This window comes from Pseudomonas sp. E1BtOHC1 (genome assembly GCF_058744285.1).
This window is the reverse complement of the sequence record NZ_CP196023.1, coordinates 5918774-5932221: the sequence shown is the minus strand read 5'-3', so window position 1 is coordinate 5932221 and position 13448 is coordinate 5918774. Positions and strand designations below refer to the sequence as shown.

The window sequence follows — 13448 nt, the reverse complement described above, 5'->3', positions numbered from 1 at the left end:
CCGGCAAGCCGGCTCCTACGGGGGACGGTTTGTGCTTTTTACGACCTGCACAATCGCGTTTGCGCTTTGCTGCCAACTGTCTCTGTGTCGGCTCCTGGCCCGGGCCTAGAATGTGAACCTTGCTCGTCAGGCTTTGTGGGGTTCGCATGCATGTCTCGTCCGGTCGTTGGGTTTATGGCTTGTTCCTCGCCTTATTGACCGCGTTGTTGTGGGGCATCCTGCCCATCAAGCTCAAGCAAGTGCTGCTGGTGATGGACCCGGTGACCGTGACCTGGTTTCGCCTGCTGGTGTCCGGCGGCTGTCTGTTTTTCTATCTGGCGGCGGTGGGGCGTTTGCCGCGCTGGCGTGCGCTCGGTCCCAAGGGTGTGTGGCTGGTGCCGATTTCGGTCTGCGGTCTGGTGGGCAACTATGTGTTGTACCTGATGGGCCTGAACCTGCTGAGCCCGGGCACTGCGCAACTGGTGGTGCAGATGGGCCCGATCCTGTTGCTGATCGCCAGTGTCTTTGTGTTCAAGGAACGCTTCAGCCTGGGGCAAGGCCTGGGACTGCTGGTGCTCTTGCTCGGTTTCGGGCTGTTTTTCAATCAGCGACTGACCGAGCTGTTGACCTCCCTGAGTGACTACACCGCTGGCGTTCTCACCATTCTCGCGGCTTCGGCGGTCTGGACTTTTTATGCCCTGGGCCAGAAGCAGTTGTTGAGCGTGTGGAATTCATTGCAGGTGATGATGGTGATCTACCTGTTCTGCGCGCTGTTGCTCACCCCGTGGGTGCATCCGTTGGAGGCCTTGGAGCTGAGTCCGTTGCAGGGCTGGCTGTTGCTGGCCTGTTGCCTGAATACCCTGATCGCCTATGGCGCCTTTGCCGAAGCCCTGGCCCATTGGGAGGCGTCGCGGGTCAGTGCGACTCTGGCCATTACGCCTTTGGTGACTTTTGCCGCGGTGGCCTGGGCGGCCTGGGTCTGGCCGGAGTATGTGCACGCCGAGGAGATCAATGGCCTGGGTTATGGCGGGGCGCTGCTGGTGGTACTGGGTTCGGCGCTGACGGCGTTGGGGCCGTCGTTGATGGCAGGGTTGCGCGCCCGGCGGCAGCGGATCGCTGCGGGGTGAGCTTCGCCGGCAAGCCAGCTCCTACAGAAGTGTGGCGGTAGGAGCTGGCTTGCCAGCGAAAAATACGCCGCGCTAACCCTGTTTCCCTGCCTCCAGCATGTTTTCCGGTCGCACCCAGGCGTCGAACTGCTCATCGGTCAGGTAGCCCAGCTCCAGTGCGGCTTCGCGCAGGGTCAGGTTCTCGGCATAGGCCTTCTTGGCGATTTCGGCGGACTTGTCATAGCCGATGTGGGTATTGAGCGCGGTCACCAGCATCAGGCCTCGTTCCAGGTGCTCGGCCATCTGCAGTGGATCGGGCTCTAGTCCGGCGATGCAGTGATGCTGGAAGTTGCTGCAGCCATCGGCCAGCAGGCGGATCGATTGCAGCAGGTTGTGAATGATCACCGGTTTGAACACGTTCAGCTGCAGATGGCCCTGGCTGGCGGCAAAGCCGATTGCCACGTCATTGCCCATCACCTGACAGGCCAGCATCGACAGCGCTTCGCATTGGGTTGGATTGACCTTGCCGGGCATGATCGAGCTGCCCGGTTCGTTCGCCGGCAGTTTGACCTCCGCCAGTCCCGCTCGCGGTCCCGAGCCCAGCAGGCGCAGGTCGTTGGCGATTTTCATCAGGCACACGGCGAGGGTTTTCAGCGCGCCGGACAGATTGGTCAGCGGTTCGTGGCCGGCCAGGGCGGCGAACTTGTTGGGGGCGGTGACGAAGGGCAGGCCGGAAAGGGCGGCCAGTTCGGCGGCGATGGCCTCACCGAAGCCGTGGGGCGAGTTCAGTCCGGTGCCCACGGCGGTGCCGCCCTGGGCCAACTCGCACACCGCAGGCAAGGCGCTGCGGATGGCTCGTTCGGCGTATCCCAGTTGGGCGATAAAGGCGGAAATTTCCTGGCCAAAGGTGATCGGGGTGGCATCCATCATGTGGGTGCGGCCGGTTTTCACCAGCTTCATGTGTCGGGCCGACAGTTCGGCCAGGCCTCCGGACAGTTCGCTGATCGCCGGCAGCAACTGGAACTGCACGGCCTGGGCGGCAGCGATGTGCATGGCGGTGGGAAAGCAGTCGTTGGAGCTTTGCGAGCGATTGACGTGATCGTTGGGGTGCACCGGGGATTTGCCGCCCCGGGGGTTGCCCGCCAGCTCGTTGGCCCGGCCGGCCAGCACCTCGTTGACGTTCATGTTGCTCTGGGTACCGCTGCCGGTCTGCCACACCACCAGGGGGAACTGGTCATCATGCTCGCCGGCCAGCACCTCGTCGGCGGCCTGTTCGATCAGGCGGGCGATGTCGGCGGGCACGTCGCCGTTGCGATCGTTGACTCGGGCGGCGGCTTTCTTGATCAGGGCCAGGGCATGCAGCACGGATAGAGGCATGCGCTCGTTGCCGATGGCGAAATTGACCAGCGAACGTTGGGTCTGTGCGCCCCAATAGGCTTCTTCCGGGACTTCAACCTGACCCAGGCTGTCGGTTTCGATTCGATTCATCGTGGCATTCCTCCAAGTCTGACTGGCCAGTTTAGGCCCTGATCTGCGGCTCGGGTTCCGTGAATGGGGTTTTTCCGCCCGCCACCCGGGCAAAACCAGGGGGCGTCAGGGGGTGGGGTTGAGGGACGCGGATTAATAGGCGCAGAATGGTCGCCCTTGGGGTTTTACCTCGCCTGCTAGATAGGAAACTCGATGACCCGTTTTCGTGCCATCTGTACCGCGGTTGTTCTGGTGTGTGCCAGCGGCCAGGTTCTTGCCGATACCGCCAGCCACAACGCCAGTGCCGAGGCCTTCCTGACCCTGGCCCATGCGGACAAGCTCGGTACTCCGGTGTACATGCAAGTTCAGCAAATGTTCGCCCAGCGCTTTGAGCAGACCAAAGCCCCGGAATCCAAACGTGCCCTGCTGGAAACCTACCAGGCCAAAGCCAATGCCGCCCTGGATCAGGCCATTGGCTGGAACAAGCTGAAGCCGGACATGGTCAAGCTCTACACCAGCAACTTCAGCGAATCCGAGCTCAAGGACCTGGTGGCGTTCTACCAGTCGCCACTGGGCAAGAAAGTCCTGGAGAAAATGCCCCAGCTGACTCAGCAATCGGCGCAGATGACCCAGGCCAAGCTGGAAAGCGCGGTACCAGTGGTGAACAAGCTGCTGGCCGACATGACCGCCGAGCTCGAGCCTAAGGCAGCACCGGCGAAGAAGAAGTAAGCGGAGTCCGCAATGACCATGCAACAACGTATCGAGTCGGCGCTCGGGGCATTGCAGCCCGAGCACCTGCAAGTGCTGGATGAAAGCCACATGCACAGCCGTGGCCTGGAAACCCACTTCAAGGCGGTACTGGTCAGCGAGCAGTTCGCCGGCCTCAACAGCGTCAAGCGCCATCAGAAGGTCTACGCCACCCTAGGTGAGCTGATGGGCCAGTTCCATGCGTTGGCGCTGCACACTTACACGCCCGAGGAGTGGTCGAAGATCGGTGTGGCTCCGGCTTCGCCGACCTGCGCCGGAGGCAGTCAGCATTAATCGCGGTTTTTTTGATAGAATCCGCAACGCGCCGCTTATGCCGGCGCGTTTTTTTTTGCATCCGGTTCACCCTTTACGAGGGTAGCCACCTGGAGATTTCCCATGACACAACCCATTGTCGTGGCGGCACTGTACAAGTTCGTCACCCTCGAAGATTACGTCAGCCTGCGCGAGCCCCTGCTGCAGGCCATGCTGGACAACGGCATCAAGGGCACCCTGCTGATCGCTGAAGAAGGCATCAACGGCACGGTATCCGGCAGCCGCGAAGGCATCGACGGGCTGCTGGCCTGGCTGAAGAACGATCCGCGCATGATCGATATCGATCACAAAGAGTCGTATTGCGATGAGCAGCCGTTCTACCGCACCAAGGTCAAGTTGAAGAAAGAGATCGTTACTTTGGGCGTGCCCGGCGTCGATCCCAACAAGAAAGTCGGGACCTATGTCGAGCCACAGGACTGGAACGCCCTGATCAGCGACCCCGAAGTGCTGCTGATCGACACCCGTAACGATTACGAAGTGTCCATCGGCACCTTCGAAGGCGCCATCGACCCCAAGACCACCAGCTTTCGCGAGTTCCCCGATTACATCAAAGCCCACTTCGACCCGAGCAAGCACAAGAAGGTGGCGATGTTCTGCACCGGTGGCATCCGTTGCGAGAAGGCATCGAGCTATATGCTCAGCGAAGGGTTCGACGAGGTGTTCCACCTCAAGGGCGGGATCCTCAAGTACCTCGAAGAGGTGCCGCAGCAAGAGAGCAAATGGCAGGGCGACTGCTTCGTATTCGATAACCGGGTCACGGTGCGCCACGACCTGAGCGAAGGCGACTACGATCAATGTCATGCCTGCCGCACTCCGGTGAGCGTCGAGGATCGGGCTAGCGAACACTATGTGCCGGGGATCAGTTGTCCTCATTGCTGGGACAAGCTGAGCGAGAAGACTCGCCGCAGCGCCATCGATCGGCAGAAACAGATCGAATTGGCCAAGGCCCGCAACATGCCGCACCCGATTGGTTACAACTACAAGCAATCACCTTCCGAGGCTTGAGCCATGTCTGCCCGCCTGCTCTATGTGATGGACCCGATGTGTTCATGGTGCTGGGGCTTTGCGCCCGTGGCCCAGGCCCTGGCAGAGCAGGCCCAGGCTGCCGGAGTCGAGTTGCATCTGGTGGTGGGCGGCTTGCGCACCGGCAGCGGCGCGGCACTGGAGCCCAATACCCGGCGCTACATCCTTGAACACTGGCAGGCGGTCCATCAGGCCACCGGCCAGCCGTTTACCTTCGACGCAGCCTTGCCCGATGGCTTTGTCTATGACACCGAGCCGGCTTGTCGGGCCATCGTCACCGCCCGCAGCCTGGCTCCGGACTGTGCCTGGAAACTGCTGGGGCTGATCCAGCGGGCGTTTTATGTCGAAGGCCGCGATGTCACCCTGGCCAGCGTGCTGGTGGAGTTGGCGGAGCAGGCTGGGGTTCCGCGGATCGAGTTCGCCGAAGCCTTCGACCGCGCCGAGCAGCATGCTGCCACAGCGGCGGATTTCACTTGGGTCCAGGACCTGGGAATTGCCGGATTTCCCACCTTGCTGGCGGAGCGCAACGGCCAGTTGGCCTTGCTGACCAACGGCTATCAGCCGCTGAGCGAGTTGTCGCCGTTGCTGGGACGCTGGCTGGAGCGCGCCGCCTGTGCCTGATCCGGTCGATTCAAGCGCCCCCGCTAAAAACGTAGATCGTCTGAGCTGGGGGGAAATCCGTCGTCTGGCCCTGCAACACAGAAAGTCGCTGTGGATCGCCAATGGTGTGGCCGTGCTGGCGACCCTGTGCAGTGTGCCGATTCCGTTGTTGCTGCCGTTGCTGGTGGACGAGGTGCTGCTGGGCCATGGCGATGGCGCATTACAAGTGATGAACCGCCTGCTGCCCGATGGCTGGCAAAGTGCGGCGGGCTATATCGGGCTGATGCTTTTGGTCACCCTGATCCTGCGTTGCTCCGCTCTGGTGTTCAACGTGGTCCAGGCGCGGTTGTTTGCCGGTTTGGCCAAGGACATCGTCTATCGGATCCGCGTGCGTCTGATTGAACGGCTCAAGCGCATTTCCCTGGGTGAGTACGAAAGCCTTGGGGGAGGCACGGTCACCACGCATCTGGTCACCGACCTGGACACGGTGGACAAGTTTGTCGGTGAAACCCTGAGCCGATTCCTGGTGGCCATGCTGACCCTGGTGGGCACGGCCGGCATTCTGATGTGGATGCACTGGAAGCTGGCCCTGCTGATCCTGCTGTTCAACCCGTTGGTGATTTTTGCCACGGTGCAACTGGGCAAGCGAGTCAAACACCTGAAGAAGCTGGAAAACGACAGCACTTCGCGCTTCACCCAGGCCCTGACCGAGACCTTGGAGGCGATTCAGGAGATCCGCGCCGGCAACCGCCAGGGCTACTTTCTTGGACGCTTGGGCCAGCGTGCCGAGGAGGTGCGGGACTACGCCGTAGCCTCACAGTGGAAAAGCGACGCCTCGGGCCGGGCCAGCGGTTTGCTGTTCCAGTTCGGCATCGACATTTTTCGTGCGGCGGCAATGCTCACAGTGCTGTTCTCCGACCTGTCCATCGGCCAGATGCTGGCGGTGTTCAGCTACCTGTGGTTCATGATCGGCCCGGTAGAACAGTTGCTGAATCTGCAATACGCCTATTACGCCGCGGGCGGGGCCCTGACCCGGATCAACGAGTTGCTGGCGCGGGCCGATGAGCCGCAGTACAGCGGTGGCGTGGATCCGTTCCAGGGGCGCGAAACCGTCGGCATCGAAGTCCGCGGCCTGAGCTTCGGTTATGGCGATGAGCGGGTGCTGGACAACCTGAACCTGTCTATTGCCCCAGGCGAGAAAGTGGCCATTGTCGGTGCCAGCGGCGGGGGCAAGAGTACTTTGGTGCAGCTGTTGCTGGGGTTGTATACGCCGCAGACCGGAGTGATCCGCTTTGGCGGTGCCACTCAGCAGGAAATCGGCCTGGAGACGGTACGGGATAACGTCGCGGTGGTGCTGCAGCATCCTGCGCTGTTCAACGACACGATTCGCGCCAACCTGACCATGGGCCGCGAGCGCAGTGACAGCGCTTGCTGGCAGGCCCTGGAAATTGCCCAGATGGAACCCACCGTCAGGGCTCTGCCCCTGGGCCTGGACAGTGTGGTCGGGCGTTCCGGTGTGCGCCTTTCCGGTGGACAGCGCCAGCGCCTGGCTATTGCGCGGATGGTGCTGGCCGAACCCAAGGTGGTGATTCTCGACGAAGCCACGTCCGCCCTGGACGCCGCCACCGAGTACAACCTGCATCAGGCCTTGACGCGTTTTCTGCGGGGGCGGACTACGCTGATCATTGCTCATCGCCTTTCGGCGGTTAAACAGGCTGACCGGGTTTTGGTGTTCGATGGCGGGCAGATTGCCGAAGATGGCGACCATCAGCAGCTGATTGCCGATGGTGGTCTTTATGCCAAGCTATACGGGCATTTGCAGCAGGTTCGATAGTCTTGAGTTTTGTCCGGGTTTCTGTGTTTAGTGCTTGAATTTCCTGGTGGAATAACCGTTTCAGCGTGAAAGAGCGGCCGTTTCCCCGTGAAGGTTCGGTCCGGACGCTGCTCAGCCTGCGTCGGATCCATGGAAATTAGCCTAATCTGTGCTGTCTGAGACGGGACTACTGGGTGTTCATTTGGCAGTGCGCAAGCAAGGACCCTCATGAAGCAAAAGCGGACTTTCGCAACGCCGCGGTTGTTGGGCATCGTCTGGCCCTTTATCGCCGTGGTGTTATTTCAAGCGCTGTTGGGCGGCCTCAGCCTGTATGTCCTGTCGGCAGTGCGTGGCTATGTTGCCGGTGAGAGCCTGTGGTCCAAAGGCCAGAAAGACGCCATCTACTACCTCAATCTGTATGCCGACAGCCGCGACGAAGGCACCTTCCTCAAGTACCAGAACGCCATAGCCGTACCCCAGGGCGGGCATGAGCTGCGGGTGGCCCTGGATCGCCAGCCGCCGGACCTGGAGGCTGCGCGCCTGGGGATTCTCAAGGGGGGCAATCACCCGGATGACGTCCCCAGCCTGATCTGGCTGTACCTCAACTTCCGTCATTTTAGTTACCTGGAAAAAGCCATCGATCTGTGGACTGTGGGGGACGGCTACCTGCTGCAGCTCGATACCGTGGCCCGAGAGATGCACCAGGGGATTAGCAGCAACAGCGCCGGTGAAGGCGATGTGCAGCGCTGGAAGAGCCAGATCTTTGCCATCAACGATGGCGTCACTCCCGCAGCAAAGGCTTTCAGCGATGCTTTGGGGGAGGGGTCGCGGGTCATCCTGCGTCTGTTGCTGGTGACCAACCTGGCCACGGCGCTGATCCTGATTGCCCTGGCGTTGCTGCGCACCCACAAGTTGCTGGCCCAACGGCATGCCTTTGCCGACGCGTTGCAACTGGAGAAGGAGCGCGCGCAGATCACCTTGCAGTCCATTGGTGACGGGGTGATCACCACGGATGTCGAGGGCGCCATTGCCTATATGAACCCAGCGGCGGAAGAACTGACTCGCTGGAAGGCCGAGCAGGCGGTGGGGCTGCCCCTGGCGGCCTTGTTCAATCTCTTGGACGAAAACGCCCAGGCCGACGGCTTCACTCTGATCGAACACATCCTCAGTGGTCAGCTCAGTGGTGGCAGCGAGCATTCCAAGCTGATCCAGCGGCTGGATGGCAGTACGGTTTCGGTGACTCTGGTGGGGGCGCCGATCCGCAATGCCGGGAAGGTCAGTGGCACGGTACTGGTGTTGCACGACATGACCCAGGAGCGGCAGTACATCGCCAATCTATCCTGGCAGGCGACCCACGATGCCTTGACCGGTCTGGCCAATCGCCGGGAGTTCGAATTCCGCCTGGAGCAGGCGTTGCACAGCCTGATCCGCCAGCCCGCCCGGCATGCGCTGATGTTTCTGGATCTGGACCAGTTCAAGCTGGTCAACGACACCTGTGGCCATGCTGCTGGGGATGAGTTGCTGCGGCACATCTGTGCGTTGCTGCAGTCGGGGCTGCGCGAAGGTGACACCCTGGCCCGATTGGGAGGGGACGAGTTCGGGATTCTCCTGGAGAACTGCTCGCCGGAGGCCGCGGAGAAGATTGCCGAAGGGCTGCGCCAGACGGTGCAGAACCTGCATTTCGTCTGGAAGGGCCGGCCATTCGTGACCACCGTGAGCATTGGGCTGGTGCATATCGCCCAGACTCCCACCACGCTTGAGGCATCGTTGCGGGCAGCGGATATGGCTTGTTACATGGCCAAGGAGAAAGGTCGCAACCGGGTGCAGGTCTACCATGCCGACGATTCGGAATTGTCCCTGCGATTCGGCGAGATGGCCTGGGTTCAGCGGCTGCATATGGCCCTTGAGGAAAACCGCTTCTGTCTCTATTCCCAGGAAATCACCGCTCTAGGTCGTACCGAGCACGATGGTGGCCACGTGGAGATTCTTCTGCGTCTGCACGACGAGGCCGGTCGGATGATCCTGCCGGACAGCTTCATTCCTGCGGCGGAGCGTTACGGCCTGATGACCTCCCTGGATCGCTGGGTGGTGCAGAACGTCTTCAAGATCATCGCTCAGTGCATTGCCGAGGGCCGGGAAGGGCCGATGGCCATGTGTGCGATCAATCTCTCGGGCATCACCATTGGCGACGACGAGTTTCTCGACTTCCTGCGAGAGCAGTTCGTTGTCTATGGCGTGCCGCCGAAGATGATCTGTTTTGAAATTACTGAAACCAGCGCAATTGCCAATTTGGGCAGTGCGATCCGTTTTATAAATGAACTCAAGGGTTTGGGCTGCCATTTTTCCCTGGATGACTTTTGTGCGGGAATGTCGTCGTTCGCTTATCTCAAACATTTGCCTGTAGACTTCCTCAAGATCGATGGAAGTTTCGTAAAGGATATGCTGGACGACCCGATTAACCGCGCCATGGTCGAGGTGATCAACCACATCGGGCATGTCATGGGTAAGCGCACGATTGCCGAGTTTGTTGAAACACCGCAGATCGAGCAGGCCCTGCTTGAGATCGGCGTGGATTATGCTCAAGGCTACATTATTGAACGCCCGCAATTGTTTACCTGTGACAGCCTGCAGTGTCGACCCGTGCGGCCACAGCCTTTGTTGTTCAAGGCGCCCGGCACGTTCCGTTGAAACCTCTTTTGGATCCGCACATCACAATCAAAAGGAGCCCGACAGTGATCGACACATTCAACCGAACCGGTCCGCTCATGGAAGCTGCCAGCTACCCCGCCTGGACCCAGCAATTGATCCAGGACTGCAGCGAGAGCAAGCGCCGTGTGGTGGAGCATGAGCTGTATCAGCGCATGCGCGACAACAAACTCAGTGCCAAAGTCATGCGTCAGTACCTGATCGGCGGCTGGCCTGTGGTTGAACAGTTCGCCCTGTATATGGCGCAGAACCTGACCAAGACTCGCTTTGCCCGTCATCCCGGCGAAGACATGGCGCGGCGCTGGCTGATGCGCAACATTCGTGTCGAACTCAATCATGCCGATTACTGGGTGCATTGGAGTCGAGCCCATGGTGTGACCCTGGAGGACTTGCAAGCTCAGCAAGTGCCGCCGGAACTGCACGCCCTGAGTCACTGGTGCTGGCACACCAGTTCGGCGGATTCGCTGATCGTGGCTATCGCCGCTACCAATTACGCCATCGAAGGGGCGACGGGCGAATGGTCGGCCCTGGTCTGTTCCAACGGCATCTATGCCGCCGCGTTCCCGGAAGAAGACCGCAAGCGCGCTATGAAGTGGCTGAAGATGCATGCCCAGTACGATGATGCCCATCCCTGGGAAGCCCTGGAAATTATCGTCACCCTGGCGGGTTTGAATCCGAGCAAGGCCCTGCAGGTTGAGCTGCGCCAGGCCATCTGCAAGAGCTATGACTATATGTACCTGTTCCTGGAGCGCTGCATGCAGCAGGAAAAGACCACGGTGACCCGCGAGCGTCTCGCACTGGCTGAGGGGTAAGTCGGGGCTTGGCGGGCAGGTCGATTGTCACGGGCGATAGCGGCCCGTGGTGGTGGAGTTGCCCGTGATTGATATGGCAGGGGCGGGGCCTGGTACCTAGCCCGCCATTGCCAGTCGATTGCGTCCTTCCCGTTTGGCCACGTACAGCGCGCTATCGGCGCGGCGCAGCAGGCTCTCTGCGGACTCACCCGGCAACAGGGTCGAACAGCCCAGGCTGACGGTGAGTTCGATCAGTTTGCCATCAGCCCAGTACTCCTGGGCTTGGGCGGCATTTCTCAGTCGTTCTCCGACCATTGCCGCCGCGTCGCGCCCGGTGTTGGAAAGCAGGATCAGAAACTCTTCCCCGCCAAAGCGAAACACCATGTCCACATTGCGCAATTGCCCCTTGATCGAGGCGGCAACGGCCTTGAGCACTTCGTCGCCGGTGCTGTGGCCGTAACTGTCGTTGATGCGCTTGAAATGGTCGATGTCCAGCATCAGCAGGGACAGTGGAAGCGAGTGGCGGCGAGCCATCTCGATTTCCCGTTGCAGGGTCTGGTCCATGGCGATGCGGTTGCCGGTGTCGGTCAACGGATCGCGCAGGGCGCTGCGGGTTGCGGCGCGATACAGCAAGGCGTTGCGCATCGGGTACAAAAGGGTAGAGAGCAACGACTCCAGGTGACCCTGTTCGGTATCGCTGAAGCGTTGGTTGCGGCGGAAGACCAGCTCGCCCATGGGCTGGCCTTCGTGGCTCAGGCTGTAGCTGATGGAGTGGTGCCCGCGCTGGCCGAATTCCAGGCGCAGATCGCTGGGGGAATGCTGGTAATGCAGGGCGTCGAGGGGGACCAGGCGTTGCACTTCGCGAAAGAACAGGCCGAGGATGCGTTGCGGCTCAAGGCTGGTTTGCAGTTGCAGTCCCAGTTGCTGGCGCAATTGTCCGAGGCTGACGGGTTGTTTGATCAGCGGCGTCTGCTGGCCAAAGCCCAGGCGTTGCAATTTGGCGCTATCGAAGTCAATTGCGTTGGTCTGGGTCGGTGTTTTCATCTGAGCTTGAGCCCCCTGAGCACTATGTACGGTGTTTCTGCCTAGGTGAGAGCGGCTCAGAGCTGCGCGTCATACTGTTCCTTCAGTCCCGTAGGACAATCGCGCATATTTTATGCCGCTTCACCTTTGGCTAGAAAGCCCTCGGCACAAGCCGTTTTCCACAGTGTCAATACGCCGTGGGTTGAGTGTTCTTAGAGCGAAACTCGTGCCATTCGGTTCACACGAATAAAACTTGTTTGAATTCAATTAGTTGGTGAGTCTGCGAGAAAGCGGCTCACCTTGATTGACATTTGTTTGGCTTGAAACCCGCGGGGATCGGGGCTTGCCAAGACGTCGCGACAGTATTCTGTCGCGACGAACGGGAGGGGATTACTGCGCGTCGAAAGCCTGGCCGTTGATTCCGGTGCTGTCCGGGCCCATCAGATACAGGTAGACCGGCATGATCTCTTCCGGTGTCGGGTTATTGCTGGGGTTTTCGCCCGGGTAGGCCTGGGCACGCATGCTGGTGCGGGTGGCGCCCGGGTTGATGCTGTTGGCCCGGACCGGAGCCACGGTATCCAGCTCATCGGCCAGGGTCTGCATCAGGCCTTCGGTGGCGAATTTGGACACGCCGTAGGCGCCCCAATAGGCCCGTCCCTTGCGGCCGACGCTGCTGGAGGTGAAGACCACCGAAGCATCCTGGGACAGTTTGAGCAGCGGCAGCAGGGTGCTGGTCAGCATGAACATGGCGTTGACGTTGACTTGCATCACTCGCATGAAGTTTTCCCCCGACAGCTGCTCCAGCGGTGTGCGTGGGCCAATGATCGAGGCGTTGTGCAGCAGGCCGTCGAGGTGGCCGAACTCGGTCTCGATCATCGCCGCCAGTTCGTCATACTGGTGCGGCAGGGCAGTTTCCAGGTTGAACGGAATCACTGCCGGCTGGGGATGGCCGGCCGCTTCGATGGCGTCGTAGACCTCGGTCAGGTTGGCTTCGGTCTTGCCCAGCAGGAGTACGGTGGCGCCGTGGGCGGCAAAGGTCTTGGCGGCGGCAGCGCCGATACCACGCCCGGCGCCGGTGACCAGAATGACCCGGTCCTTGAGCAGTTCGGGGCGAGCGGAATAATCAAACATAAAAGGCCTCAACAGAAATTCGATCGTCTCCGGCGCTTAGCCGGGAATGCTGCCGTTTAGCAGCTGCACAATGCGTTATCCAGAACCTGGCGCAACTCCAGCGGATGGTTGACCACCACGTCGGCGCCCCAGTGCCGGGGATTATCGTCCGGATGGATGTAGCCGTAGGTCACGGCGGCGGTCTTGGTGCCCGCGTCGCGGCCGGATTCGATATCCCGCAGATCGTCGCCTACGAACAGCACGGTGGACGGGTCCAGCTCGAGCATCTTGCATGCCAGGATCAGCGGCTCGGGGTCGGGCTTGCTGTTTTTCACATGGTCGGGACAGATCAGCAGCGCCGAGCGTTCGGCCAGTCCCAGTTGCTGCATGATCGGCTCGGCGAAGCGCAGCGGCTTGTTGGTCACCACCCCCCAGATCAGATTGGCCTTTTCGATATCGGCCAGCAGCTCGGCCATGCCGTCGAAGAGTTTGCTGTGCACGGCGCAATGCTTGAGGTAGCGCTCAAGGAACTCCAGGCGCAACTCCTCGAACCCCGGGGATTCCGGGTCCATGGAAAAGGTCACGGCTACCATGGCCTTGGCGCCGCCCGAGACTTCGTCGCGGATATGTTGGTCGGCAATCGGCGGCAGGCCGCGATCACGGCGCATGCCCTGGCAGACTGCGATGAAGTCGGGCGCGGTGTCGAGCAGGGTGCCATCCATATCGAAAAGAACGGCTCTGATGGCCATG

The 13448-nt window shown here is 60.8% G+C and carries 12 protein-coding genes; 8 read left to right on the top strand and 4 right to left on the bottom strand.

Translation table 11 applies throughout. From position 1 onward, the window contains the following. The first annotated feature begins 146 nt into the window (after positions 1-146). Positions 147-1106: a DMT family transporter gene (locus ACSSVC_RS26630; protein WP_346632211.1), complete on the top strand. Its 960-nt coding sequence runs from the start codon at positions 147-149 to the stop codon at positions 1104-1106. Positions 1107-1178: 72 nt separating this feature from the next. Here the strand turns inward: ACSSVC_RS26630 and ACSSVC_RS26625 are convergent, their stop codons facing one another. Next, positions 1179-2573: a class II fumarate hydratase gene (locus ACSSVC_RS26625; RefSeq protein WP_492611685.1), complete on the bottom strand. Its 1395-nt coding sequence runs from the start codon at positions 2571-2573 to the stop codon at positions 1179-1181. Between the two features lie 192 nt (positions 2574-2765). Here ACSSVC_RS26625 and ACSSVC_RS26620 point away from each other — a divergent pair, with 192 nt between their 5' ends. The 7 genes from ACSSVC_RS26620 (at position 2766) to ACSSVC_RS26590 (ending at position 10586) form a co-directional block, all read left to right on the top strand. After that, complete coding sequence (locus ACSSVC_RS26620) at positions 2766-3281, top strand: DUF2059 domain-containing protein (protein WP_042940787.1); 516 nt, start codon at positions 2766-2768, stop codon at positions 3279-3281. Positions 3282-3293: 12 nt separating this feature from the next. Then, positions 3294-3593: a BolA family protein gene (locus ACSSVC_RS26615; RefSeq protein ID WP_346632209.1), complete on the top strand. Its 300-nt coding sequence runs from the start codon at positions 3294-3296 to the stop codon at positions 3591-3593. Between the two features lie 102 nt (positions 3594-3695). Then, positions 3696-4637 (top strand): oxygen-dependent tRNA uridine(34) hydroxylase TrhO, encoded by a 942-nt coding sequence (trhO, locus tag ACSSVC_RS26610; protein WP_346632208.1) that lies wholly within the window; start codon positions 3696-3698, stop codon positions 4635-4637. 36 nt (positions 4638-4673) lie between these two features. Then, positions 4674-5276 (top strand): DsbA family protein, encoded by a 603-nt coding sequence (locus tag ACSSVC_RS26605; protein ID WP_346632561.1) that lies wholly within the window; start codon positions 4674-4676, stop codon positions 5274-5276. Further along, positions 5269-7089 carry an ABC transporter ATP-binding protein gene (locus tag ACSSVC_RS26600; protein ID WP_346632207.1) on the top strand — a complete coding sequence of 607 codons (1821 nt, stop codon included), beginning with the start codon at positions 5269-5271 and terminating at the stop codon, positions 7087-7089. Before ACSSVC_RS26605 ends, ACSSVC_RS26600 begins: the two co-directional genes overlap by 8 nt. A 207-nt stretch (positions 7090-7296) precedes the next feature. After that, on the top strand, positions 7297-9756 hold the full coding sequence (locus tag ACSSVC_RS26595; protein WP_404937461.1) for an EAL domain-containing protein: 2460 nt from the start codon (positions 7297-7299) through the stop codon (positions 9754-9756). Positions 9757-9833: 77 nt separating this feature from the next. Further along, positions 9834-10586, top strand: coding sequence for an iron-containing redox enzyme family protein (locus tag ACSSVC_RS26590; RefSeq protein ID WP_371261283.1), 753 nt, complete (start codon positions 9834-9836; stop codon positions 10584-10586). Positions 10587-10682: 96 nt separating this feature from the next. Here the strand turns inward: ACSSVC_RS26590 and ACSSVC_RS26585 are convergent, their stop codons facing one another. From ACSSVC_RS26585 to mupP, 3 genes are all read right to left on the bottom strand, one after another. After that, positions 10683-11609, bottom strand: a complete 927-nt coding sequence (locus ACSSVC_RS26585) for a GGDEF domain-containing protein (protein ID WP_346632204.1) — start codon at positions 11607-11609, stop codon at positions 10683-10685. A gap of 369 nt (positions 11610-11978) precedes the next feature. Further along, on the bottom strand, positions 11979-12719 hold the full coding sequence (locus ACSSVC_RS26580) for a YciK family oxidoreductase (RefSeq protein ID WP_015636577.1): 741 nt from the start codon (positions 12717-12719) through the stop codon (positions 11979-11981). 56 nt (positions 12720-12775) lie between these two features. Then, on the bottom strand, positions 12776-13447 hold the full coding sequence (gene mupP / locus ACSSVC_RS26575; RefSeq protein WP_346632203.1) for an N-acetylmuramic acid 6-phosphate phosphatase MupP: 672 nt from the start codon (positions 13445-13447) through the stop codon (positions 12776-12778). Position 13448 lies beyond the last annotated feature (1 nt).

Excerpts from the sequence above, each read along its gene's own strand:
- ACSSVC_RS26630 (WP_346632211.1), top strand. The coding sequence starts at position 147 with ATGCATGTCTCGTCCGGTCGTTGGGTTTATGGCTTGTTCCTCGCCTTA.
- ACSSVC_RS26625 (WP_492611685.1), bottom strand. The coding sequence starts at position 2,573 with ATGAATCGAATCGAAACCGACAGCCTGGGTCAGGTTGAAGTCCCGGAA.
- ACSSVC_RS26620 (WP_042940787.1), top strand. The coding sequence starts at position 2,766 with ATGACCCGTTTTCGTGCCATCTGTACCGCGGTTGTTCTGGTGTGTGCC.
- ACSSVC_RS26615 (WP_346632209.1), top strand. The coding sequence starts at position 3,294 with ATGACCATGCAACAACGTATCGAGTCGGCGCTCGGGGCATTGCAGCCC.
- trhO (WP_346632208.1), top strand. The coding sequence starts at position 3,696 with ATGACACAACCCATTGTCGTGGCGGCACTGTACAAGTTCGTCACCCTC.
- ACSSVC_RS26605 (WP_346632561.1), top strand. The coding sequence starts at position 4,674 with ATGTGTTCATGGTGCTGGGGCTTTGCGCCCGTGGCCCAGGCCCTGGCA.
- ACSSVC_RS26595 (WP_404937461.1), top strand. The coding sequence starts at position 7,297 with ATGAAGCAAAAGCGGACTTTCGCAACGCCGCGGTTGTTGGGCATCGTC.
- ACSSVC_RS26590 (WP_371261283.1), top strand. The coding sequence starts at position 9,834 with ATGGAAGCTGCCAGCTACCCCGCCTGGACCCAGCAATTGATCCAGGAC.
- ACSSVC_RS26585 (WP_346632204.1), bottom strand. The coding sequence starts at position 11,609 with ATGAAAACACCGACCCAGACCAACGCAATTGACTTCGATAGCGCCAAA.
- ACSSVC_RS26580 (WP_015636577.1), bottom strand. The coding sequence starts at position 12,719 with ATGTTTGATTATTCCGCTCGCCCCGAACTGCTCAAGGACCGGGTCATT.
- mupP (WP_346632203.1), bottom strand. The coding sequence starts at position 13,447 with ATGGCCATCAGAGCCGTTCTTTTCGATATGGATGGCACCCTGCTCGAC.